At 65.8% G+C, this 23295-nt stretch carries 20 protein-coding genes, 2 tRNA genes, 1 pseudogene and 1 riboswitch; of the genes and pseudogenes, 21 read left to right on the forward strand and 2 right to left on the reverse strand.

Annotated features, from left to right (window positions below; all coding sequences use genetic code 11):
• From AC5RV1_RS17470 to AC5RV1_RS17530, 13 genes and pseudogenes are all read left to right on the forward strand, one after another.
• Positions 1-763 (forward strand): annotated as a pseudogene (locus AC5RV1_RS17470) (ribonuclease E/G); the annotation flags it as partial.
• Between the two features lie 160 nt (positions 764-923).
• Positions 924-1021, forward strand: a riboswitch (TPP riboswitch).
• 7 nt (positions 1022-1028) lie between these two features.
• Positions 1029-2552, forward strand: a complete 1524-nt coding sequence (gene thiD, locus AC5RV1_RS17475; RefSeq protein ID WP_493995430.1) for a bifunctional hydroxymethylpyrimidine kinase/phosphomethylpyrimidine kinase — start codon at positions 1029-1031, stop codon at positions 2550-2552.
• Positions 2553-2815: 263 nt separating this feature from the next.
• Positions 2816-3124 (forward strand): 50S ribosomal protein L21, encoded by a 309-nt coding sequence (gene rplU / locus AC5RV1_RS17480; RefSeq protein WP_142045052.1) that lies wholly within the window; start codon positions 2816-2818, stop codon positions 3122-3124.
• Between the two features lie 59 nt (positions 3125-3183).
• Positions 3184-3447 (forward strand): 50S ribosomal protein L27, encoded by a 264-nt coding sequence (rpmA, locus tag AC5RV1_RS17485; RefSeq protein ID WP_009372867.1) that lies wholly within the window; start codon positions 3184-3186, stop codon positions 3445-3447.
• A gap of 116 nt (positions 3448-3563) precedes the next feature.
• Entirely contained in the window at positions 3564-5153 is a 1590-nt protein-coding gene (gene obgE, locus AC5RV1_RS17490) for a GTPase ObgE (protein WP_493995431.1), read from the forward strand.
• Complete coding sequence (gene proB, locus AC5RV1_RS17495) at positions 5143-6294, forward strand: glutamate 5-kinase (RefSeq protein ID WP_493995432.1); 1152 nt, start codon at positions 5143-5145, stop codon at positions 6292-6294. Before obgE ends, proB begins: the two co-directional genes overlap by 11 nt.
• A 26-nt stretch (positions 6295-6320) precedes the next feature.
• Positions 6321-7700 carry a glutamate-5-semialdehyde dehydrogenase gene (locus tag AC5RV1_RS17500; RefSeq protein ID WP_493948918.1) on the forward strand — a complete coding sequence of 460 codons (1380 nt, stop codon included), beginning with the start codon at positions 6321-6323 and terminating at the stop codon, positions 7698-7700.
• Positions 7701-7778: 78 nt separating this feature from the next.
• A complete protein-coding gene (locus tag AC5RV1_RS17505; protein WP_163164071.1) occupies positions 7779-8009 on the forward strand; it encodes a hypothetical protein in 231 nt (76 codons plus the stop codon).
• The gene (nadD, locus tag AC5RV1_RS17510; RefSeq protein WP_256248899.1) at positions 7954-8679 is read left to right on the forward strand and encodes a nicotinate-nucleotide adenylyltransferase; all 726 of its coding nucleotides are present in this window, start codon (positions 7954-7956) and stop codon (positions 8677-8679) included. The genes AC5RV1_RS17505 and nadD overlap by 56 nt, the downstream gene beginning before the upstream one ends.
• 7 nt (positions 8680-8686) lie before the next feature.
• Positions 8687-9949: a hypothetical protein gene (locus AC5RV1_RS17515; RefSeq protein ID WP_493995433.1), complete on the forward strand. Its 1263-nt coding sequence runs from the start codon at positions 8687-8689 to the stop codon at positions 9947-9949.
• 45 nt (positions 9950-9994) lie between these two features.
• Positions 9995-10396 (forward strand): ribosome silencing factor, encoded by a 402-nt coding sequence (rsfS, locus tag AC5RV1_RS17520; protein ID WP_493948916.1) that lies wholly within the window; start codon positions 9995-9997, stop codon positions 10394-10396.
• 116 nt (positions 10397-10512) lie between these two features.
• Positions 10513-10588, forward strand: a tRNA-Ala gene (locus tag AC5RV1_RS17525).
• 181 nt (positions 10589-10769) lie between these two features.
• A tRNA-Ala gene (locus tag AC5RV1_RS17530) sits at positions 10770-10842 on the forward strand.
• 92 nt (positions 10843-10934) lie between these two features.
• Here the strand turns inward: AC5RV1_RS17530 and AC5RV1_RS17535 are convergent.
• On the reverse strand, positions 10935-12251 hold the full coding sequence (locus AC5RV1_RS17535; RefSeq protein WP_493948915.1) for a class I SAM-dependent methyltransferase: 1317 nt from the start codon (positions 12249-12251) through the stop codon (positions 10935-10937).
• Between the two features lie 64 nt (positions 12252-12315).
• On the opposite strand from AC5RV1_RS17535, the gene AC5RV1_RS17540 reads away from it, so the two are divergent.
• The 6 genes from AC5RV1_RS17540 (at position 12316) to AC5RV1_RS17565 (ending at position 19243) form a co-directional block, all read left to right on the forward strand.
• Positions 12316-13398: an FAD-dependent oxidoreductase gene (locus AC5RV1_RS17540; protein WP_493995434.1), complete on the forward strand. Its 1083-nt coding sequence runs from the start codon at positions 12316-12318 to the stop codon at positions 13396-13398.
• 59 nt (positions 13399-13457) lie between these two features.
• Positions 13458-14612: a class I SAM-dependent methyltransferase gene (locus tag AC5RV1_RS17545; RefSeq protein ID WP_493995435.1), complete on the forward strand. Its 1155-nt coding sequence runs from the start codon at positions 13458-13460 to the stop codon at positions 14610-14612.
• Between the two features lie 194 nt (positions 14613-14806).
• The gene (locus AC5RV1_RS17550) at positions 14807-16009 is read left to right on the forward strand and encodes an ROK family protein (RefSeq protein ID WP_493995452.1); all 1203 of its coding nucleotides are present in this window, start codon (positions 14807-14809) and stop codon (positions 16007-16009) included.
• A gap of 112 nt (positions 16010-16121) precedes the next feature.
• Complete coding sequence (locus AC5RV1_RS17555; protein ID WP_493948975.1) at positions 16122-17474, forward strand: extracellular solute-binding protein; 1353 nt, start codon at positions 16122-16124, stop codon at positions 17472-17474.
• Between the two features lie 3 nt (positions 17475-17477).
• Positions 17478-18359 carry a carbohydrate ABC transporter permease gene (locus AC5RV1_RS17560; RefSeq protein ID WP_493995436.1) on the forward strand — a complete coding sequence of 294 codons (882 nt, stop codon included), beginning with the start codon at positions 17478-17480 and terminating at the stop codon, positions 18357-18359.
• Positions 18356-19243, forward strand: coding sequence for a carbohydrate ABC transporter permease (locus tag AC5RV1_RS17565; protein WP_493948911.1), 888 nt, complete (start codon positions 18356-18358; stop codon positions 19241-19243). Before AC5RV1_RS17560 ends, AC5RV1_RS17565 begins: the two co-directional genes overlap by 4 nt.
• Positions 19244-19274: 31 nt before the next feature.
• Here the strand turns inward: AC5RV1_RS17565 and AC5RV1_RS17570 are convergent, their stop codons facing one another.
• On the reverse strand, positions 19275-19478 hold the full coding sequence (locus tag AC5RV1_RS17570) for a hypothetical protein (protein ID WP_493948910.1): 204 nt from the start codon (positions 19476-19478) through the stop codon (positions 19275-19277).
• A gap of 431 nt (positions 19479-19909) precedes the next feature.
• Here AC5RV1_RS17570 and AC5RV1_RS17575 point away from each other — a divergent pair, with 431 nt between their 5' ends.
• Positions 19910-20875, forward strand: coding sequence for a methylenetetrahydrofolate reductase (locus AC5RV1_RS17575; RefSeq protein ID WP_493995437.1), 966 nt, complete (start codon positions 19910-19912; stop codon positions 20873-20875).
• Between the two features lie 83 nt (positions 20876-20958).
• Positions 20959-23292: a 5-methyltetrahydropteroyltriglutamate--homocysteine S-methyltransferase gene (metE, locus tag AC5RV1_RS17580; RefSeq protein WP_493995438.1), complete on the forward strand. Its 2334-nt coding sequence runs from the start codon at positions 20959-20961 to the stop codon at positions 23290-23292.
• The last annotated feature ends 3 nt before the right edge of the window (positions 23293-23295 follow it).

Here is a 23295-nt window from a genome sequence, read left to right on the forward strand (position 1 = left end):
GCGGGGCCGCGGTGGCCAGCAGCCGGAGGTCGCCCCGGCAGCAGCAGCCGTGCACGTCCACACGGTACACCCTGACCCCTCGGACGCTGAACGGCATGCCAAGGCGGAGGCCACAAGGCTGGCCCTTGCCAACATCGCCGCCGCCGCGCATGCAGCCCACCTGCACGACGACGAAGTGGCGGCAGCCAAGCAGGCGGCCGCCGACCAGCCCGCCGCTGCCTCCGCAGCGGAGGCTGCGAAGCGCGACGACGAAGCGCGTCAGGCTGCCGTGCTGACCTTCGGCGGCGAGAAGGTGGTGCTGCCGTTCGTTGAGCACGCTGAAGAGCCGCAGCAGAAGCCTGCCCTGACCCTGGACCGGCTTGCGGAGGCCTTCGCCCACCTTGGCCAGCCGGCACCTGCCGAAGACCAGCCCGAGCAGGCAGAACCGGAGCAGAAACCGGTGGAGCCCGTGCAATCGACAGCGCCGGTACAGGCACCCGCTGCTGCAGCACCGGCGAAGGACTACAGCGACCACACGCTGGAGCAGTCCCGGCAGCGCCGGCCGCGGCGCAACCGCAGTGCCAGCCGTGCCCAAGGAGCTGCCAACGAAACCACTGTGCAGCATCACGAAAACGTGGCGGCAGCCGGCACAGGGCATACCCACGAGGCAAAGGCCCCCGAACCGGCCGGTGCCGGCGGCTCCAGTGACGGCAATGCCGGCACCAGGAAGCCGGCCGAGACGCCCATCATCCTGGGCGTCGGAGTTCCGGCCTCGGAGCTCTAAGCGTTACCGGTAAGTAGATGCCCGGCCAGCCACAACAGTGGCCGGCCGGGCATTTTCGTGTGTAGCGCCAGCCATGCGGCGACAGTCCGGCATTTCAGTGCACGGTGCCCGGTCGCAATGTGTCACCTTCGGCCTGGGCCGGGCAAAAAAGCTAGGCTGGGGAACCGACACGGGGTGCCGCGCAGAGAGCCGGCTGAGATTCACACCCGTTGAACCTGTCCGGCTAGCACCGGCGAAGGGATGTCTCTTGTCTACGACTCTTGTAATGCCCACTGCCTCCACGGCAATATTCACTGCGGCACCAACACGCCCCGGCAGGCCCGTACCCCGGGTCCTTTCCATAGCAGGCTCCGACCCTTCCGGCGGCGCCGGTATACAAGCCGACCTGAAGAGCATCGCCGCGCTCGGCGGTTACGGGATGGCTGCCATCACTGCCCTGACCGCCCAGAACACCCGCGGAGTCCGATCCGTCCATGTGCCGCCCGCAGCGTTCCTGAGCGAGCAGCTGGAGGCGGTCAGTGACGACATCGGCATCGACGCTGTGAAAATTGGAATGCTGGGCAGTGCCGAGGTGATCGAGGCAGTGGTGGCATGGATCCGGAAGGTGCGCCCCGCCGTCGTGGTCCTGGACCCGGTGATGGTGGCCACCAGCGGCGACCGGCTCCTGCAGGAATCTGCCGAAGCGGCACTGCGCGGGCTCCTTCCGCTGGCGCACCTCATCACCCCCAACCTGGCAGAGCTCGCCATGCTCGTTGGGGGCCAACTGCAGGACACCTGGACCGGGGCCCTGGAACAAGGCCGCGCCCTCGCTGCTGCCACCGGCGCCACTGTGCTGGTCAAGGGCGGCCACCTGATCGGTGACGAGTGCCCCGACGCGTTGGTCAACACCACAGGCCTTCTGTCCGACGAAGTGGTGGTGGTGCCGGGGGAGCGGGTGGCAACGCGGAACAGCCATGGCACTGGCTGTTCACTGTCCTCTGCCATGGCAACGGCGCAGGCACGGCTGGGGGACTGGGAGGTTTCCCTCCGTGAAGTCAAACCCTGGCTGGCCGGCGCGCTGGAGGCATCCGGAACACTGGAGGTGGGAACAGGCAACGGGCCGGTGCACCACTTCCACCACCAGCAGCCGCTGCTTTCCGAAGGGAGCTTCGCCGCCATACTCTGGCGTGAGGCGCAGCAGGACCTGGACGACATCCATGCCCTGGACTTCATCCGCAACCTGGCCTCGGGCAGCCTGGGCGAGAAGGAGTTCACGTACTACCTCGCCCAGGATGCCATCTACCTCAACGGCTATTCGCGCGTGCTGGCCAGGGCCAGTGCACTGGCACCCACCGAGGCGGAGCAGCTCTTCTGGGCGGCCTCTGCCCGGCAGTGCCTGGAAGTCGAGTCGGAGCTGCACCGCTCCTGGCTGAGCACGCGAACCGTGCAGCCCGGGCTTGGCCCTGTTACGAAGTCCTACGTGGACCACCTGACGGCGGCATCGGCGTCGGGCAGTTATGCGGTCGTGGCGGCGGCCGTTTTGCCCTGCTTCTGGCTCTACGCCGAGGTGGGAGCAGCGCTTTACGCCCAGTTCGTTGCCGCCGGTGAACCGCCGGCGCACCCGTACGCGGACTGGCTGCGCACCTACGCGGACGAAGACTTCGCAGCTGCCACCCGCAGGGCCATTGCGATCGTGGACGAAGCGGCACGCTTGGCCTCGGCCGCGGACCGCGCCGCCATGGTCACGGCGTTTAAGCAGTCCTGCCGCCTGGAAGTGGACTTCTTCGACGCGCCGCGCCTGTACTCCTGACGCACTGCCCGTTGCCTTGCCGGTACTATGGTGGGGCACGGTGCGGACGCCGGAGTTGAGCTGTGGCACCTATCACAGTCCACCCGCCGGAACCAGCCTCATTTGCGGCCGAAGGCAAAATTAGCGTATTCTAGATCTTCGGTGCTTACGCCAACACTTGGGTTATGACCCCACGGCGTTGAGGCACAGCGAGAAACCAGGCTTTTACAGGTCGGTTCCGCACGCAAATTTAGTAATAAACGTCGAGAGAAGTGAGTTCCCAAGTGGTGTACGCGATTGTCCGCGCAGGCGGCCGCCAAGAGAAGGTTTCCGTTGGAGACTTCGTTACCCTGAACCGCGTCGCCGGTGGAGCTGGCAGCACCATTCAGCTGCCCGCACTGCTCCTGGTTGACGGTGACAAGGTCACCTCTGCCGCTGCTGACCTGGCCAAGGTAACTGTTACGGCTGAGATCCTGAACGACCTCCGTGGTCCGAAGATTGTGATCCAGAAGTTCAAGAACAAGACCGGTTACAAGAAGCGCCAGGGTCACCGCCAGGAACTGACCAAGGTCAAGATCACTGGTATCCAGTAACCTTCGTTACTGTTCAGGTTTTTCAGCAGATCCCCAGAATTTAGAGGCAGGCATTTCAAATGGCACATAAAAAGGGCGCGAGCTCCACTCGCAACGGTCGTGATTCCAACGCTCAGTACCTCGGCGTAAAGCGCTTCGGCGGCCAGGTTGTTTCCGCCGGCGAGATCATCGTCCGCCAGCGCGGCACCCACTTCCACCCGGGCGCCGGTGTTGGCCGTGGCGGCGACGACACCCTGTTCGCACTGACCCCGGGAGCTGTCGAGTTCGGCACCCGCCGCGGTCGTCGCGTCGTCAACATCGTTGCTGCTGCAGCTGCAGAGTAACAAATAGTTCTGAAGCGGTGGAGCGGGCCAGTTGGTCCGCTCCACTGTTCTTTTAACCGCATTACAATCGTCTTGGCGCCCCGCGGCGTCCAGGAAACAGCACTGAGGAGATCCACGTGGCCAGCTTTGTAGACCGGGTAGTACTGCACGTATCCGGCGGTAGCGGCGGCCATGGGTGCGTCTCTGTCCACCGCGAGAAGTTCAAGCCGCTGGGCGGTCCCGACGGCGGCAACGGCGGCAACGGCGGCGACGTGATCCTTCGCGTGGACCACCAGACCACCACCCTCCTGGACTACCACCACGCACCCCACCGCCACGCCAGTAACGGCGGCCCGGGCATGGGCGACTGGCGCGGCGGAAAGAACGGCGAGACGCTCATCCTCCCCGTCCCGGACGGCACCGTGGTCAAGTCCAAGGACGGCACCGTCCTCGCGGACCTGGTCGGAGAAGGTGCCGAGTACGTAGCCGCAGCAGGCGGCATCGGCGGCCTGGGCAACGCTGCCCTTTCATCGCAGAAACGCCGCGCTCCGGGATTCGCCCTGCTCGGCATCGAAGGCGAAGCCAGCGATATTGTCCTGGAACTCAAGTCGATCGCCGACATCGCCCTGGTGGGCTTCCCGTCTGCCGGCAAGTCCAGCCTCATCGCCGCCATGTCTGCAGCCAGGCCAAAGATCGCCGACTACCCCTTCACCACTCTTGTTCCCAACCTTGGCGTCGTCCAGGCGGGGGATGTCCGCTTCACCATCGCCGACGTCCCGGGCCTCATCGAAGGCGCCAGCGAGGGCAGGGGCCTGGGCCACCACTTCCTGCGGCATGTTGAGCGTTGCGCCGCGCTGGTCCATGTCCTGGACTGTGGCACCCTCGAATCGGACCGCGACCCCCTCTCTGACCTCGCCGTCATCGAGGCCGAACTGGAAAAGTACGCCGTTGACATGAGCTACGCCGGGCAGGACGGCGAAGTTGTTCCGCTGAACCACCGCCCCCGCCTGGTGGCGCTGAACAAGGTGGACCTGCCCGACGGCAAGGACATGGCAGACTTTGTGCGCCCGGAACTTGAATCCCGCGGCTACCAGGTATTTGAAGTGTCCGCCACCAGCCATGAGGGCCTGCGCCAGCTAGGTTTCGCCATGGCCGGGATCGTCAAGGCCGCCCGTGATGCTGTGGCCGCTGCGCCGCCCAAGGTCCAGCCGGCCGTGCTGCGTCCGCGTGCGGTCAACGAGTCAGGCTTCAGGATCCGCCGTGAGGAGAAGGGCCTCGAGCCGTTGTTCCGCGTCATTGGCGAAAAGCCGGAGCGCTGGGTCAAGCAGACCGACTTCACCAACGAGGAAGCCATTGGCTACCTTGCTGACCGCCTCGCAAAGCTTGGCGTGGAGACGGAACTGTTCAAGCAGGGCGCCAAGCCCGGCGACACCGTGGTCATTGGCGAGGACGACGGCGTCGTCTTCGACTGGGAGCCCACCATGATGGCAGGCGCGGAGCTCCTCGCGTCCCCGCGTGGTACCGACGTCCGCTTCGCTGACCTGGGCGACCGTCCCACCCGTGGCCAGAAGCGTGAAGAGCAGCAGGAACGCAAAGACGCCAAGGCCGCCGCCCGCGCGGAGTTGGAAGCGGAACGCAAGGCCGGCATCTGGACCGAATCAGTGAGCAGCCGCAGGGTGGCCAAGCCCCTCAAGGAGAGTGGACTGGACGCAGGCAATGAGTTCTAGGGCTGCAGCCGTGGAACCGCTGGCCCGGTCCGTGGACAGGAGCGTACTCGCCAAGGCAGGCCGCATTGTGGTCAAGGTGGGTTCATCGTCGCTGACAAGCATCAAGGGCGGCATCTCCGAGGAGTCCCTGACGGCCCTGGCGGACGCCCTGGCTGCCAAGCGGAATACGGGAACCGAAATCATCCTTGTATCCTCCGGCGCCATCGCCGCCGGCCTGGCTCCGCTCGGCCTTGCCAAGCGTCCGCGCGACCTGGCCACCCAGCAGGCGGCCGCCAGCGTGGGCCAAGGCCTACTGATGGCCCGCTACACCCAGGCGTTTGGCGCACATGGCGTCACCGTCAGCCAAGTCCTGCTCACCGCCGAGGACCTGATGCGGCGCAGCCAGCACACCAATGCATTCCGTGCCCTGGACCGGCTGCTCAACCTCGGGGTGGTACCCGTGGTGAACGAGAACGACACCGTAGCCACACACGAGATCCGGTTCGGCGACAACGACCGCCTCGCCGCCCTCGTGGCGCACCTGGTACGGGCGGACGCCCTGGTGCTGTTGTCCGACGTCGACTCCCTGTACGACGGCCCGCCGTCGCTCGGTGCAAAGAGGATCGCGCTCGTTGAAGGTCCCTCTGACCTGGAAGGCGTCTCCATCGGCAGGACAGGCAAGGCAGGCGTCGGAACCGGCGGGATGCTGACCAAGGTGGAGGCGGCAACCATGGCTGCCGGCTCGGGCATCCACGCCCTGGTCACGTCAACGCCCAACGCCGCAGCTGCGCTGAACGGCGAGGACGTGGGCACCTGGTTCACGGTCAACGGGGCCCGCAAACCCGTCCGCCTGCTGTGGCTGGCGCACGTGGCGTCGGTGCATGGCCGCCTGGTCCTGGACGACGGCGCCGTGAAGGCTGTGCGCCACCACCGCACTTCGCTGCTGCCTGCGGGGATCTCCGCGGTGCATGGAGACTTTGAAGCGGGCGACGCCGTCGAGATCGCCAGTGCCGACGGCACCGTGGTGGCCCGCGGACTGGTGAACTACTCGTCTGCCGAGCTGCCCCAGATGCTGGGCAGGTCCACCAGGGACCTTGGCGAGGCGTTGGGCAGCGGCTATGACCGTGAAGTTGTTCACGTAGATGACCTCGTGCTGGTTTGAGCTTCGGGCTCGCCTAAACTTGGAACATGACTGAGGCCCTGATCCACAAGACCGCTGAAAACTCCGGAGACACTGCTGCGCCCGCAAGCGTTCCTCCCGTCGAGTCACCCACAGCACCGGTCCCGGCTGAGGTTCCGCTGTCCGCCGGTGACGTCGAAGCAGCTGTCCACGCAATCGCTGACCGTTCGCGTCAGGCAGCGCGCCGGATGGCCATGGCGAATCGTGCCTGGAAGGACCGGGCGCTCCGCGCTGTAGGCTCGGCCCTGAAGGAGAGCACAGCGGCCATACTGTCCGCTAACGCAAAGGATGTGGCAGCAGGAAAGGCCAACGGCACCTCCGCCGCCATGCTGGACCGGCTTACACTGACCGAAGCGCGGATCGCAGGGCTCGTGGCTGCCCTGGAGAACCTCGCCGGCCTGCCCGATCCGGTAGGCAATGTGGTCCGCGGACAAACCCTCCCCAACGGTCTGCGCCTTCGGCAGGTCAACGTACCGATGGGCGTTGTGGCTGCCATTTACGAGGCACGGCCGAATGTCACCGTGGACATCGCCGGGCTGGCCCTCAAGAGCGGCAACGCCGTGATCCTGCGCGGCGGAAGTGCTGCGGAGGCCACCAACCAAGTTTTGGTGCGCCTGTTGCGCGAGGCACTCGAATCCGTGGGCCTGCCCGCCGACGCCGTCCAGACAGTTGACCAGTACGGCCGCGCGGGGGCCAGCGTCCTGATGCGTGCCCGCGGCAGGGTTGACGTACTCATTCCCCGCGGCGGCCGTGAGCTGATCCAGACCGTGGTCACGAACTCCGCCGTTCCTGTCATCGAGACGGGGGAGGGGAATGTGCATATCTTCATTGACGAGTCTGCCAATGAGGACATGGCCGTGGAGATCCTCCTGAATGCCAAGACACAGCGGCCCAGCGTCTGCAATACCGTTGAGACCCTGCTGGTCCACTCCGGCTCAACGGTGCTGCCCGCCGTCGCCGATGCCCTGCGCAAGGCCGGTGTGCGGCTGCACGCCGACGAGCGCGTCCGGGCTTCGCTTCCCGCATCGATTGAATCGGAACCGGCCACCGACGAGGACTGGGGCACCGAGTACATGGACCTTGACCTCGCTGTTGCCATGGTGGACAGCCTGGACGAGGCCGTAAAGCACATCCGCACATGGTCAACCGGTCACACCGAGGCCATCCTCACCAACGACCTCGCCAACGCCGAGCGCTTCATCGCCGAAGTCGATTCCGCCGCCGTCATCGTCAACGCCTCCACCCGGTTCACTGACGGCGGGGAACTTGGCCTTGGCGCGGAGGTGGGAATCTCCACCCAGAAGCTGCACGCGCGGGGCCCGATGGGGCTGACCGAACTCACCACCACCAAGTGGATCGTGCAGGGCGAGGGCCAGGTCCGCGGGTAGCGACGCGGTAACATAGACCAGAAGTCAGAAACGGCGGAGCTTTCCGTTGCCACAATCGTTTGAACCCAAGGGGAGAAAATGCTGTTCCAGCAGATTGCCACGACCATCGCCGAAGGCGAAGAACATGAACTCGCCCCGCTGTGGGCCGAGCCGTGGGTCTTCGGAGTGGTCATCTTCGCCATTCTGCTGGTGATGATGTTCATTACCCTGTCCTACTCGAACCTTGGCAAGCGCCACGCTGCCACCGAGGAGCATGCGGATCCGCACCGCCAGCACCCGAACAAGCACGATCACGGGCAGGGCCACTAACATTTCCCGCGTTCTTCACCACAACGGTGCCAATGGCAGGCTGCGCCTGGGCGTCATGGGCGGGACTTTTGACCCCATCCATCACGGCCACCTGGTGGCAGCCAGTGAAGTGGCGGCCGAGTTCGACCTGGACGAAGTGGTTTTTGTCCCCACGGGCCAACCGTGGCAGAAGTCCCACAAGCAGGTCAGCGAACCCGAGCACCGCTACCTCATGACTGTCATCGCCACGGCGTCCAACCCGCGGTTCACGGTCAGCAGGGTGGACGTTGACCGTCCCGGCCCTACCTACACCATCGACACGCTGCGTGACCTTCGGGCCCAGCGCCCGGACGCGGATCTCTTCTTTATCACCGGCGCCGACGCCCTTGCGCAGATCCTGTCGTGGAAGGACATCGACGAGTTGTGGTCACTGGCCCACTTCGTTGGGGTGACCAGGCCGGGGCACGTGCTGGACGGTATGGGCCGGAAGGACGTCAGCCTCCTTGAGGTGCCCGCCATGGCCATCTCATCGACGGACTGCCGTTCACGGGTGGCCGCGAACAACCCTGTGTGGTACCTCGTGCCGGACGGGGTGGTCCAGTACATCGCCAAGTACGGCCTTTACCTGGACGCCCCGGCGGCTGCCAATGCTCCAACCTCCGAAGCAAGCGAACCAGCCAGCACTGAATGAGTTCTCCATGAGCCAGGAACAGCCCCCCATCCGCAGCCGCCGGGAACTCCGGCAAGCCAGGGATGCGCAACAGCCATCCGTGTCCACGGCCACGGATCAGCTTTCCCCTGCCACGAAAAAACCCACGGCGAATCGTCCTGCCCCAGGCGCTGCAGCGCCGGCTCCTGAACAGACGCACACCCAGCGTTCCTCGCAGATCCGTGCGCGGGACCGGGCGGCACTGCGCACCATCAAGGAATTGGAAGAAAAAGAGGGCCAGCTGGCAGCCGGAGGTCCGCCCACACGGCGCCAACTCCGCCTGCAGCAGCTCAAGGAACAGGCGCTTACCGCTGCCAATCCCATCGTTGCCCCTGCCGCGCCCGCTGACCCGGGCGCCAAGATCCCCGCATCCCCGGTCTCCCGCGAGAAGGCGGCGGGGGAGCAGGATTCCCCCGCCGTAACCGGGGCGCCTTCCCTGATCTCGGATGCCCCTCACGGGATGACTGTGGAGCAGGCGCTGGCAGCGAGGGCGCTGATCGCCGAACAGGCCAAAAACCAGATCGCGAAGATGGAGCACATCGCCTCCCTCGATCCCGAAGCCGTGGATCCCGAGATCCTGGCGGAACAGATCGCCCTGGCGGAACGCGCTGCCGTGCTGAACCGGCGGGCCATGGCCAAGCAGAAACTTGCCGAGCAGACCGGCGTACCTGCCCCGGCCAACGATCCTTCGTCCGATCAGGAACCTGCACCCCAGCAGCAGGGACAGAAGGCGCCGGCCGTTCCCGCGCAGCGGCCGGCACCCTCGACAGCCAGCAACCTGGCCATGGTCACCCCACTGGAATTCGTCCAGGTGCCGGGCGTCGACCGGCCGGTCATGAAACCGCCGGCCACCAGCCACGTTCCGGTCACCACCCGGCCCGGCACAAAAGTCCCGCCGCCCGCCACCAAGAAGCGGCGCCCCGCCGGCGGACCCCGGCCGGCAGCGTCCGACGCCGGATCCGGCCGTTCGCAGGTCATTGCCCGGGCTGAGGCCGCCGCCAAGGCTGCTGCCCGGCCCAAGCCTGCTGTCCTGCCACCGGCAGTGGTGGCGGAGAGCCACGCCGAGGAGGCCTTCGAGGACCTGCCCCGGGTCCCGGCCCGGTCGGCCCACGGACTGGACCCGCTGGACGCGGCCACGGCGGGGCTGGCCCGCGCCACGCGCAACCGCATCCTCCAGTTTGCTGTCCTGGCCTTCGGGATTTTGGCCCTCGTCGCGGGCATCTTCCTGATCATCAGCGGAATGTCCCGCTAACCGGCGCTGCCGGCACCACAAGCTTTTTAACCAACAAGGAGTCCCGTGACTGCATCAGATTCATCCATCATCACAGCCCGTGTTGCCGCCAAGGCAGCTGCGGACAAGATTGCCCAGGACATTGTGGCCCTGGACGTGAGCGAACGTCTCGCCCTGGCCGACGTTTTCCTCATTGCCTCTGCTCCCAGCGAGAGGCAGGTCAACGCCATCGTTGACGGAATTGAAGAAGAACTCGCGAAACAGGATCTCCGCCCGACCCGGCGCGAGGGGCGTTCCGGCGGCCGTTGGGTCCTGCTTGATTACTCGGACATCGTCATCCACGTCCAGCATGAAGAAGACCGCGTCTTCTACGCGCTGGAGCGGCTGTGGAAGGACTGCCCCGTGGTGGACCTCCAGCTCGGCGACGACACCTCGGCGAAAGCTGCCGCCTCCACCGATTCGGAGTAGCTGCGCGGGGACCAGCCCGAATATGCCCGATTTGGAATTTTCGGAATTGCTGTTCTAAGATATTTGAGTTGCTCCGGGGAAACCCGGAAGAAAAGCTCGTAGAGCGGCAATAGTTCGGGGCTGTGGCGCAGCTGGTAGCGCACCTGCATGGCATGCAGGGGGTCAGGGGTTCGAGTCCCCTCAGCTCCACCAATAATCCGCCGGAATCAACAGATTCCGGCGGATTTCTTCGTTCTGGCCGGCGACTGTATCGCTCCTGCGCCACTGGTGGCGCGCCGCCACACACCAGAACGTGCCGATTGGCGCGCGGCGCGAAAGTGCATTAAGCTGATCAGGTTGCTTCGGCGGGCCTTCTCCCACTCAAGCAAAGTCCGGGGCTGTGGCGCAGCTGGTAGCGCACCTGCATGGCATGCAGGGGGTCAGGGGTTCGAGTCCCCTCAGCTCCACCGGTCATCCTCCCGCCAGGGAGGAAGCAAAAGGGAACCATCCTCCGGGATGGTTCCCTTTTTGGTTCCTCAGCAGTTACGGCGCCCTTTCCTTACAGCCACTGCGTCCTGCGCAGCGGCGGCGGGTCGCCGCCAGGCCGCTGGACCAGAACCTGGTTGACGCCCGTCAGTCCGTTTTCAAAGCCGAGGGCACTGGAAGCCATGTACACCCGCCACACCCGGGCCCGTCCGCGGCTGGTCAGCTTCACTGCCTGGTCCCACTGCTCCTCCAGCCGGCTGACCCAGGCACGCAGGGTGAGCGCGTAATGCCGGCGTAAAGCCTCCACGTCCAGGATCTCGAAGCCAGCTGATTCCAGGGCAGTGGACATCTCGCCCAGGCTGATCATCTCGCCGTCCGGAAAGACGTACCGGGGGATAAAGGAGTGCGGGTCCGGGTCCGTGGGGCCGGCGTTCCAGGAAATGGCGTGGTTCAACAGCCGGCCGCCGGGGCGCAGCAGGCTGAACAGCGTGGCGGCGTAGCGCTGCATCTCTGCCCGTCCCACGTGCTCCGACATTCCAATGGAGCTGATGGCGTCGAAGGGCTGGTCCTGGACATCGCGGTAGTCCTGCACCCGGATATCAATTCGTTCGGTAAGGCCGGAATCTGCGGCACGCTTGCGTGCAAGGATGGCTTGCTCCTGGGAAAGGGTAACGCCCACCACCGAGACGCCATACTTTTCCGCAGCATGCAGGGCGAAGCTGCCCCAGCCGCAGCCCACGTCCAGCACGCGCATCCCCGGCTTAAGCCCCAGCTTGCGGCACACGAGATCCAGCTTTGCCTCCTGGGCGGCGTCCAAACCCTCGGCAAGCCGGTCGCCGGCTGGAATTTGGCCGTCCTCCTCTTCAGGCCAGACGGCGCAGGAGTAGACCATGGACGGCCCCAGGACCAGGGCGTAAAAGTCATTGCCGACGTCGTAATGGTGGGAGATGGCGGCGGAATCCCTGCGACGGGAGTGAAGCCTGCCTTTGCGGGCAACCCGCGCTTCCTCCGCGGGAGGAGCAGGATTGGGGCCCAACGCCCCCAGCCGCACAGCGGTACGAAGCAGCGTCCAGAGTTCGCCCACGGTGAGCGGCCGGAACGGACCGGGTTCAGCAAACTTACCGGCCGAGCTCAATGCGTTGTAGGCGGCAAACACGTCCCCGGGCGCATCAATGTCACCGGAAACATAGGCCCGGGCCAGGCCCAGCTGTCCCGGCGACCAAAGCATCCACCTCAGTGCACGCCGGGAACGGAACTCCAGGACAGGCGCCCCCTCCGGTCCTGCCTCGGAACCGTCCCAGGCCCGCAACCTCAGTGGTATCTCCTCAGTACCGAGCACGATGGCCAGGGCCTTGGCGAGCCGTGCTGCCTTTCCGGTTCTAGTGGTCATGTGGTCCTCCTGTCTCATGCGCCAAGACTAAGGCCGGAAAGCCCGGTCCGACTATCATGGGTGGGTGAATCCTGCCCGAGCCGACGTTGTTGTCATCGGCGCGGGCCAGGCGGGGCTTTCCGCCGCCTACCATCTGCAGCGCCGGGGGCTTGACTTCGCAGTGCTCGACGCCGAGGAAGGTCCGGGCGGCGCGTGGCGGCACCGGTGGAAGAGCCTCCGGATGGCAACCGTGAACGGCATCAGCGATCTCCCCGGCATCGCCAAGCCCGCCGTGGACCCCAGGGAACCGAGCTCGGAGTTCCTGTCGCGCTACTTCCGCGCTTATGAGGAGGAACTGGGCCTGTCCGTCCAGCGGCCTGTGAAAGTAAGGTCTGTCAGCCGCGAAGACACGGACCCTGCCGGCAGGCTGCTGGTCAGCACGTCCAACGGTGAGTGGAGCGCTGCCGCTGTCATCAACGCCACCGGCACGTGGACCCGGCCGTTCTGGCCCATCTATCCCGGGCAGTCGACGTTCCGGGGCAGGCAGCTCCATGTAGCCAATTACGTCTCGGCCGGGGAGTTCGCGGGCCGGCATGTGATTGTGGTTGGCGGCGGGATTTCCGCCGTCGGGCTCCTGGACGAAATTTCCCGTGTCACGTCCACCAGCTGGTTCACCCGGCGGGAGCCGGTGTGGCGGGACGCCGAATTCGACGCCAGGGCCGGCCACGATGCCGTGGCACTGGTGGAGGAGCGCGTGCGCCAGGGCCTGCCGCCGCAAAGCGTGGTGTCGGTGACCGGCCTCATCTGGACGCCCGCTCTCCGGGCAGCGGCAGCACGCGGAGCGCTCAACCGGCAGCCGATGTTCACGTCCATCGAACCCGACGGCGTCCGGCTGGCCGACGGGCGCTTCCAGGCGGCGGATGTGATCCTGTGGGCCACCGGGTTTCGGGCCGAACTTGAGCATCTCGCGCCGCTGCACCTTCGTGGACCGGGAGGGGGAATCGCCATGGACGGCACACAGGTGGCAGCCGAGCCACGGGTCCATCTGGTGGGCTACGGGCCGTCGTCGTCAACCATCGGTGCCAACCGGGCAGGCCGCGCTGCGGTAGCTGCCATTCTGAAACTGCCGGGGATCCGGCCGTCCGCCAGGACGGTAAGTTGGGGCTGACGGCGGGGCCCGGGCCAGGGACAACAGGCCAGGACAAACACTACAAGGCGGCAGGAACAGTGGCACTAAAGACTCTTGAAGACGTCCTTCCGGTACTTCGGCGGCGGCCGGATGTCGAAGCGCCCAACCTCCAGGCATGGGATGCCACGGACCGGCTGCTGCTTGATTCGGCCGCCGCGCACGTGTCCGCCGGAAGCACTGTGGCGGTCATCGGTGACCGCTACGGCGCCCTGACCCTGGGCGCCCTTGCAGTCCTCGATCCCGGCGCGGTCCGGGTGCACCAGGACCTCATCACCGGTGAGCAGGCGTTGCGGCTCAATGCCGCCACGGTGCTCGGAAATGAGGCAGGGGGTGGGCTGCCCTTTGCACAGCTTCCCCTCGGACCCGAACTCCTCGAGGACGCAGGGACGGTCCTGCTGCAGCTGCCAAAGACCCTTGCGGAGCTGGACGAAATTGCGGCAGCAGTGGCCACCTACGCCTCACCGGAGGTGGTGCTCCTGGCCGGCGGCCGCGTAAAGCACATGTCCCTGGGCATGAACGCCGTCCTCGAACGCCACTTCGGGTCCGTCACGCCGCAGCTCGCCAGGCAGAAGTCCAGGGTGATCGTGGCCACCGGCGGGCAGGGGAGCGGGGATCCGGAGCGCTTTCCCGTCGTTGAGCACTTGGCCGAGATCGATCTTGACGTTGCAGCCCACGGCGCGGTTTTTGCCGGGCCTCGGCTGGATATCGGTACCCGGTTCCTGCTGACGTTCCTGCCGTCCATGCGGCCCGCGCAGCACGCCATCGACCTGGGCTGCGGCACGGGAATCCTTGCCGCGATGTACGCCCGGCAGCATCCCCGCTCCACAGTGACCGCCACCGACCAGTCAGCCGCCGCCGTGGCCTCCGCACTTGCAACGGCCCGTGCAAACGGCCTGGCGGGGCAGGTCCGCGCCCTGCAGGACGACGCCATGGGCACCCTGCCGGAAGGGAGCGCGGACCTGATACTGCTGAACCCGCCCTTCCACGTCGGCGCCGGCGTCCATGCAGGAGCGGGGCTGAAACTGATCGAAGCAGCGGGCCGCGTGCTTGCCCCCGGCGGGGAGCTGTGGACCGTTTTCAACCGCCACCTGGCCTACCTCCCCACGCTTGAGCGGCACGTCGGCCCCACCGTCGTGAAAGGCCAAAACCCCAAATTCACGGTGACCTTAAGCACCCGCCGCAGCCTGCGGTGATCATTCTTTAGTGAGCAGGCACAGCCAGAAGAGAAGGCTCGCCAAAGCTGCGCCGCGCCGTCGGCCGCTCCTATGGGTCTGCGCCTGTGCGTAACGTACGATTCAGACATCAGTAACTATGTGCCGGAGACGAAGGGGACGCCGTGACTGAGATCCGCCAATCCTCACCAAGGCGCGGCACCAACCTGCCCCGGATGGGTGACTTCAACCTGACGGTGATCCTCGACGCCGTCCGCCGCTCATCCGGCGGGCTCAGCAGGGTGGAACTTGCCCAGATCGTGGGCCTTTCGCCGCAGACCATCTCCAACATTTCCCGCCGCCTGCTGGACCAGAACCTTATTGTTGAGGCAGGCAAGGAGGGCAGCGGTCCCGGCAAACCCCGCACCATCCTCCGCCTTAATCCGGGCGGCATGTTCGCCGTCGGCGTGCACCTCGACCCCGCAGTGACCACGTTCGTGGTCCTGGACCTCGTGGGCGCGGTGGTCCAGCACTCCCGGATCAAAACACCCGGCGGAAACGATCCTTCCGCCGTCATTGCCACCATCGCCGCCGAGATCTCCCAGCTGGTGGAGGATTCCGGTGTGGACAGGGACAGGATCGCCGGCCTTGGCGTGGCGGCCCCCGGCCCCATCGACCTTGATAACGGCACCGTGGTCGACCCGCCGCTCCTCCCGGGCTGGGACCGGGTGGAACTGCGCAACGCGCTGTCGGAAGCCACCGGCTACTCCGTGCTCATGGACAAGGACGTCACCAGTGCGGCCGTTGCGGAAACTTGGGCCGGCGGCGCGAGCGGAGCCGGCAGCTTCATCTTTATGTACATGGGCACCGGAATTGGCTGCGGGATCGTCCTTAATGACGAAGTGGTCCGGGGCACGTCCGGCAACGCGGGGGAGATCGGCCACATCGTGGTGGATCCGGACGGTCCGCCGTGCGACTGCGGCCTGCGCGGGTGCGTAAAGTCTTCCTGCATCCCGCAGGTCCTCGTGGCCGAGGCCGAAGCCGCAGGCATCCTTGACGGCTCCCGGTCGGGCAACAGCGGGGCCGAGATCCAGCAGAGCTTCTCCGCGCTGTGCGACCTTGCCGACCAGGGTAATGAACAGGCGCTTGCGATCATCGACAAGTCCGCGGTACTGGTCGCACGGGCCGCTTCCGTGGTGACAAATACCCTGGACGTGGAGCGGGTGGTGTTCGGCGGACCGTTCTGGAGCCGCCTCGCAGAACGCTACCTTGAAAAAATCCCGGCCCTGCTCGACGCCAACAGTGACACCCGGCTGATCCATCCCATCGAGGTGGTGGGGACCGGCGTGGGGGAGGACGTGGGGGCCATTGGTGCGGCGTCGTTGGTTTTGGAACACACGCTGGCTCCCCGCGCCCAGAGGCTCCTGCTGGAGAGCTGAGGGGGTGCCTTGCCCTTGCCTGGGGCCGGGCACGGATCTAGCATTTGCGTATTGCCGCGGCTGGGGGGCCCGCAGACAAAGGGCCCCGCAGCCATTGATTGAATGGAGCACCATGCGCCGCCCGGCCCTGAAGACCTTGTCCCTGATCGCTTCCGCACTGGTCGTTTTGACGGCATGCACCCCCGGTGCTTCCGAGGATGGATCAAAAACGCTCAAGGTGGTCTATCAGAAGACCGACTCCTTCACCGCCCTGGAGACCATGTTCCAGGCAGCCAAACAGGAGTTCGAGGCTGCAAACCAGGGAGTGACGGTTGAACTGCAGCCGATCCAGGGGAACGACGACGACTACGGCACCAAGCTGGCCCTCGCCCTGAGGTCGCCCGCCACCGCGCCGGACGTCTTCTACGAAGACACCTTCAAGGTCCGTTCCGACGTCGACGCCGGCTACCTCCTGAAGCTGGACAGCCACCTTGAGGGCTGGGAGGACTGGGACAAATTCGACGACGGCGCCAAGGCGGCGGGGCGGGCGGACGACGGTGGGACGTACGCGGTGCCGCTGGGAACCGACACCCGGGCCATCTGGTACAACCGGAAGGTCTTCGAAGCCGCCGGGATCACCCTCCCCTGGCAGCCGCGCACCTGGCAGGACATCCTGGACACTGCACGGAAGATCAAGGCGAACGATCCCTCGGTGGTCCCGTTCAACATGTATGCCGGCAAGGGCACAGGTGAAGGCACCGTGATGCAGGGATTCTACGAACTGCTCTACGGAACCGGGTCCTCGCTGTACGACGAGGAAACAAAGAAGTGGGTAGTGGGTTCCGCCGGTTTTACCGACTCCCTGGCTTTCCTCAAGACCCTCTATGACGAAGGACTCGCCGTTACCCCGGCAGAGGCACTGGATGCGAACGTCTGGAAGAAGGTGTTCGGGGAATGGTTCCCGAACGCGAAGCTGGGCGCCACCGTGGAAGGCTCCTACGCGCCGTCGTTCTGGCAGGACGGCGGCAGCTACGAATGGCCGGGCTATGAGCAGGACATGGGTGTCGCCCCGTTCCCCACGCAGGACGGCGGTGACCCCGGAGCGGTGAGCATGTCCGGCGGTTGGACGTTGGCCATCGGCGCCGGGACGAAGGAGCCCGACCTGGCGTTCAGTTTCCTCAGCACCGCGATGAACCGCGATAACTCGCTGGCCTTCACGCTCGACAGTTCGCAGATCGCCGTCCGCAGTGACGTGGCGGAGGACGCCGGCTACCAGTCCGCAAACCCGTTCGTGAAGGACGTCTCCGAACTCGTCTCGGTGACGCGCTACCGCCCTGCAACATCCGATTACCCTCGAATTTCCGCGGCAGTCCAGGAGGCAACGGAGGCCGTGATTACCGGTGCCCGGTCACCGGAACAGGCGGCGGCGGATTATGATGCTGCGGTTGCGGATATCGTGGGTGGCGACAACACCGTCCGGAAGTAAGCGGTGGCGGCCCAAAGCGGGGGACGCGGGCTGCTGCGCTACCTGCCAGTCCTGCCTGCCGCCGTGCTCCTGGCGGTTTTTCTCGCCGGTCCCGTGCTGTGGGCTTTCCACGCGTCCTTCACCAATGCGGGCCTGACAGGCCGCAACGCGCGCAATCCCGACTGGATCGGGTTGGAGAACTACCAGCGGCTCCTGGTGGATCCCGTGTTTCCCCTTTCCCTGGGGCTGACCGTGCTGTTCGTCCTTGGCTCCGCGGTCCTGGGACAGAACCTGCTGGGGCTGGCACTTGCCGTGCTTATGCGCCGCGCGCGCCGGGCCGTGTCCGCCCTGGTTGGAACAACGGTGGTGGCCGCCTGGGTGCTTCCCGAAATCGTCGCTGCCTTTGCCGCCTATGCCTACTTCAGCCGGGACGGGACGCTTAACCAGCTGCTGGGCGGCCTGGGGCTGGACCAGCCCGACTGGCTCTATTCCTGGCCCATGGTGGCGGTAGTGCTGGCCAATATCTGGCGCGGTACGGCCTTTTCCATGCTGGTGTACCGGGCGGCCCTGAATGACATTCCGTCCGAAGTGGCCGAAGCAGCGCAAATGGACGGCGCCGGGGGCTGGCAACGGCTTGCCTACATCACCCTGCCCATGATCCGGGGGAGCATCGCCACCAACCTGATGCTGATCACGCTGCAGACGCTGGCGGTGTTCACCCTGATCTGGGTGATGACCGCCGGTGGCCCGGCCAATCTGAGCAGCACGTTGCCCATCCTGGCCTACCAGGAGGCCTTTAGGTTCGGCGACATCGGTTACGGCACTGCCGTAGCTACGGTGCTGATCCTCATCGGAGCGGTCTTTGGCGCCGTCTACATCCGGCTGCTCCGGGAGTCGAACCGATGACCGCGCCCGCCAAAGCCTCAAGGGTTGTTCCTCCCGGCGAAGCCACCGGCCGGACGCGTACCCGTGGGCCGTACCGCAGCAGTACTCCCGCAGATGTGGCCCTGCTGCTGCTTGGTGCGTGTTTCCTTCTGCCGCTGCTCTGGCTGGTCCTGGCCTCACTGGACGCCGACGCCAGCCACGAAACCCGGGTGCCGGCCCAGGCCGGGCTGGAAAACTTCGCCGCCATCATGACACCCGCGCTGCTGCTCCAGCCGCTGTGGAACAGCCTGGTGCTCTCCACCGGCACCGCCGCCGTCACCCTTGTGGCAGCCGTGCTGGCCGCCTATCCGCTCTCCCGCTACCGGTCCAGGTTCAACACTCCGTTTATGTACACGGTCCTGTTCGGCACCTGCCTGCCCATCACGGCCATCATGGTGCCGGTCTATGGACTGTTCGTCCAGCTGGAACTGCTGGACTCGATGCCGGCCACCATCCTTTTTATGGCCAGCACAGCCCTTCCCATGGCTATCTGGATGACCAGGAACTTTATGGATGCGGTGCCGGCATCCCTGGAGGAAGCGGCGTGGGTGGACGGCGCGTCGAGGATGACCGCACTGCGCACCATCGTCCTGCCGCTTATGCGGCAGGGCCTGGGCGTGGTGTTCATCTTTGTGTTCATTCAGGCCTGGGGAAACTTCTTTGTCCCCTTCGTGTTGCTCCTGTCCGAGGCGAACCAGCCCGCCGCCGTGTCCATCTTCAGCTTCTTCGGACAGCACGGAGCAGTCGCTTACGGCCAACTGGCCGCGTTCTCCATCCTGTACTCACTGCCGGTCCTGGCCCTGTACGTCATTGTTGCCAAGGGTGCCGGCAGCCCGTTCGCCCTCTCCGGAGCGGTGCGGGGCTGAGCACACGCCACAGCACAAGCCCGGCGCCTTCCTAGTCGATATCCTCAAGGACCACCCCGAAGGGGATGCTGTCGTCGAGGTGGGCCTGGTGGCCGGTAGAGCCGGGGTTGTAAACAACCCGGACGCCGTGCAGCTTGTCCGCCGCTGACTGCTGCAGGACAGGCTTGACAGTGTCGATGAACATCTCGCTTTTGTCGGCGAGATACTCCTTGTAACTGGCTGGAAGCTCGCTCATGTCAAAAGGATAGACCCGGGGCGCCGCGGTGGGGAGGGGCCGCGTTGCCGGAAGGTCCGGACCGCCCCTGGTAACGGGGTGGGCAGTGGCCGCCACGGGAAGGGCCGCCGCGGCGAATAATGTTCTGCCGCGTGAAGAAACAAGGCGTAAGACTGCGTCTTAATTCGGAGTTGAACTTGAATGCCCATCCAGCCGCTCCTAGAGTTCTATACAAGTTACCGCGGTAACGTGTCAGCGATCCTCCGTTGCGGAGGGTGTGGGTGCCCCCATGTGGGCCTGACATTTGCTCACGGACAACTTCATTCCAGGCGTAACAGTCGCGGCTGCGTCCTTGTGGAGTTCTTCCGTGTTCCCCAAACTCAATTCATTGCCGGCGTTCCGTAAAAAATTCTTTGCGGGCAGCCCTCAATGGCCCAAAGCCAAGGACGCAAATGTCACCACCAAGCCTTATTGACACACATCCGAATCTCTCCGACGCAGCCCCGGTTGCGCTTTCCTACGAGTTGTTCCCGCCCCGGTCGCCGGCAGCCGCGGAGACCCTGTGGACCACCATCCGCGAACTCGAAACCACCGAACCGGACTACGTCTCTGTCACCTACGGTGCCAGCGGCTCGAACCGGGACACCGCCGTCGAACTCATCAACCGGCTCGTGCTCGAAACCACCCTTCGGCCGCTGGCCCACTTGACCTGCGTGGGGAACACGCCGGAGGAACTTGCGGGAATCATCGGTCAGCTGCTGGATACCGGAGTACGCGGGATCCTGGCACTGCGTGGTGACCGGCCGCAGGACGGTGCACCGCCCGTTGCCGGGTCCCTGCGCTATGCGCAGGACCTGATAGAGCTCATCCGCCGTGTTGAACAGCGCCGGTCGGCGTTGTTGTGTGCCGGCAAAATTGCAGTGGGTGTGGCTGCATACCCCACCCGCCACCCGGAATCACCCAGCGAGGACCACGACGTGGAGGTGCTGCTGGCCAAGCAGCGCTCCGGCGCCGACTTCGCGATCACGCAGGTCTACTTCCGTGCTGAGCAGTACGCGGACCTCCTCACCCGAGCCCGTCGTGCGGGGGTAACCATCCCGATCATCCCGGGCGTTATGCCATTCACCAGCCTGCGCCGGGTGAAGCGGCTGGGCGAACTCAGCGGCGTGGAGCCGGCACCGGAGCTCGTTGCCCGCCTCGCTTCCACAGACAGCGACCTCGAACGCCTCCGGATCGGCGTCAGCGCCACGGTGGACCTGGCCAACGCCGCCCTGGATGCAGGAGCACCGGGCATCCACCTGTACACCTTCAACGAACACCAAAGCGCCTTGGACGTACTGGACAAGCTGGCTCTTCCGCGGCGCTCCCGTGCCGGCAGCCGGCGTGACGCCGTGGCCCGGCCGCAGCTCGCCAGCTGAACATCCCGCCCCCGGCCGCACGGCGATAGCCCCCGGCCACAAAACCCAAACTTTCAGACCCCGTCCCTACCTGAGGATTTGCCATGCCTAAAAGCAACACCCCTTTCCCGTCCGCCTCACTCCTCGGCTACCCGCGTATCGGCCGCCGCCGCGAGCTCAAGAAGGCCGTGGAGGCCTACTGGGCCGGCAAGATCGACGCCGCCGCCCTGGACGCCGCCGCCAAGGACATCCAGCTGACCATCGCCAGGCGCCTGCAGGAGCTCGGCCTGACCGAAGCCGCAGCCGTTCCCGGCACCTTCTCCTACTACGACCAGGTCCTGGACACCACGGCCCACCTCGGTGCGGTCCCGGCCCGCTTTGGCAAGCTCCTCACTGCAGAGGGACAGCTCGACGTCGACGGCTACTTCACGCTTGCCCGCGGCACCAAGGAACAGCAGCCGCTGGAGATGACCAAGTGGTTCGACACCAACTACCACTACCTGGTGCCTGAGATCGGCCCCGAAACCGAGTTCACCCTCGCCTCCACCGCCAAGGTTGACGAGTTCGCCTTCGCCCTGGCCAACGGCATCGAGACCCGCCCCTATATCGTTGGCCCGGTCACCTACCTGCTGCTTTCCAAGGCTTCCGACGACGCCCCGGCCGGCTTCGCGCCGCTGTCCCGCCTTGAGGACATCCTGCCCGTCTACGTCCAGCTGCTTGAGAAGCTCGCCGCCGCAGGCGCCGGCTGGGTCCAGCTCGACGAGCCTGCACTGGTGGTGGACCAGGACATCCCGGCCGGCGAAATCGAAGCAGCGGTTGCCCGCGCCTACGAGGTCCTCACCGCTGCCGCCAACCGCCCGCAGATCCTCGTTTCCACCCCGTACGGTTCGCTTGACGGCCAGCTCGGCACACTCGCTGCCACCAACATCGAGGCACTGCACATCGACGTCTTCAAGGGCGCCGTTCCCTCTGGCGCCGCCCTGGCCGGCCTGGGCAACAAGACCCTTGTTGCCGGCGTCGTTGACGGCCACAACATCTGGCGCAACGACCTTGCCGCTTCCGCCGCAAAGCTGGAGGAACTGAAGGCCGCCGCCGGCACGCTCGCCGTCTCCACTTCCACCTCTACCCAGCACGTCCCGCACGACGTGGCCGAGGAAACCCAGCTCTCCGCGCAGCTCCGCAGCTGGCTGGCGTTCTCGGACCAGAAGGCCGTGGAGGTCAAGACCCTCGCGTCCTACCTGGCCGACCCCGCCTCCGCCAAGCCAGCCATCGACGAGGCATCCGCAGTGATCGCTTCCCGGGCCACCGCCGAAGGCGTCCGCCGGGCAGACGTCCGGGCCCGCACCGGTGCCCTTACCGCCGCTGACTTCAGCCGCTCCGAATACTCCGTCCGCGAGGCTGCGCAGGAAGAGGCGCTGGACCTGCCGCCGCTGCCCACCACCACCATCGGCTCCTTCCCGCAAACCTCGGAAATCCGTTCGGCCCGCGCCCGCAATAACAAGGGCGACCTCACGGACGAGCAGTACGGGAAGCTCATGAAGGACGAGATCAAGCGCGTTGTGGCCCTGCAGGAAGAGCTCGGCTACGACGTCCTGGTCCACGGCGAGCCCGAGCGCAACGACATGGTGCAGTACTTCGCCGAGAACCTCGAAGGTTTCGACGTCACCGTCCATGGCTGGGTCCAGTCCTATGGCTCACGCTGCACACGCCCGTCCATCCTCTGGGGCGACGTCACCCGCAGTGCCCCCATCACGGTGGAGTGGGCCAAGTACGCACAGTCCCTCACCAGCAAGCCGATGAAGGGCATGCTCACCGGTCCGGTCACCATCCTGGCGTGGTCCTTCGTCCGCGACGACCAGCCGCTGGGTGAGACCGCCAACCAGGTTGGCCTCGCGCTGCGCGACGAGATCGCCGATCTGGAAGCCGCCGGCATCAAGGTCATCCAGGTGGACGAGCCCGCACTGCGCGAACTCCTCCCGCTGCGGAAGGCCGACCACGCCGATTACCTTAAGTGGTCCGTGGACTCCTTCCGCCTCGCCACCGCCGGCGCTGCGGACGCCACCCAGATCCACACCCACCTCTGCTACTCGGAGTTCGGCGTGATCATCGACGCCATCGACGGCCTGGACGCGGACGTTACCTCCATCGAGGCCGCACGGTCCCGCATGGAGGTTGTGCACGACCTCGAATCCCACGGCTTCGGCCGCGGCGTTGGCCCGGGCGTCTACGACATCCACTCGCCGCGCGTTCCCGGCACCGAGGAAGTCACCGAGCTGCTCAGCACCGCCGTCAAGCACGTGCCGTCCCGCCAGCTCTGGGTCAACCCGGACTGCGGCCTGAAGACCCGCGGCTACACCGAGACCGAAGAATCCCTGCGGAACCTGGTGGAGGCCACCAAGACAGTCCGCGCCGAACTGCTCGCAGCAGCTAAGCAGTAGCAG

The organism is Arthrobacter sp. Hb9-2 (genome assembly GCF_059091165.1).

Coding starts and splice junctions, on each gene's coding strand:
- metE (WP_493995438.1), top strand. CDS start 20,959: ATGCCTAAAAGCAACACCCCTTTCCCGTCCGCCTCACTCCTCGGCTAC.
- AC5RV1_RS17515 (WP_493995433.1), top strand. CDS start 8,687: ATGAGCCAGGAACAGCCCCCCATCCGCAGCCGCCGGGAACTCCGGCAA.
- thiD (WP_493995430.1), top strand. CDS start 1,029: ATGCCCACTGCCTCCACGGCAATATTCACTGCGGCACCAACACGCCCC.
- AC5RV1_RS17550 (WP_493995452.1), top strand. CDS start 14,807: ATGGGTGACTTCAACCTGACGGTGATCCTCGACGCCGTCCGCCGCTCA.
- AC5RV1_RS17570 (WP_493948910.1), bottom strand. CDS start 19,478: ATGAGCGAGCTTCCAGCCAGTTACAAGGAGTATCTCGCCGACAAAAGC.
- AC5RV1_RS17535 (WP_493948915.1), bottom strand. CDS start 12,251: ATGACCACTAGAACCGGAAAGGCAGCACGGCTCGCCAAGGCCCTGGCC.
- AC5RV1_RS17500 (WP_493948918.1), top strand. CDS start 6,321: ATGACTGAGGCCCTGATCCACAAGACCGCTGAAAACTCCGGAGACACT.
- AC5RV1_RS17565 (WP_493948911.1), top strand. CDS start 18,356: ATGACCGCGCCCGCCAAAGCCTCAAGGGTTGTTCCTCCCGGCGAAGCC.
- AC5RV1_RS17555 (WP_493948975.1), top strand. CDS start 16,122: ATGCGCCGCCCGGCCCTGAAGACCTTGTCCCTGATCGCTTCCGCACTG.
- proB (WP_493995432.1), top strand. CDS start 5,143: ATGAGTTCTAGGGCTGCAGCCGTGGAACCGCTGGCCCGGTCCGTGGAC.
- rpmA (WP_009372867.1), top strand. CDS start 3,184: ATGGCACATAAAAAGGGCGCGAGCTCCACTCGCAACGGTCGTGATTCC.
- nadD (WP_256248899.1), top strand. CDS start 7,954: ATGCGGATCCGCACCGCCAGCACCCGAACAAGCACGATCACGGGCAGG.
- AC5RV1_RS17575 (WP_493995437.1), top strand. CDS start 19,910: ATGTCACCACCAAGCCTTATTGACACACATCCGAATCTCTCCGACGCA.
- AC5RV1_RS17505 (WP_163164071.1), top strand. CDS start 7,779: ATGCTGTTCCAGCAGATTGCCACGACCATCGCCGAAGGCGAAGAACAT.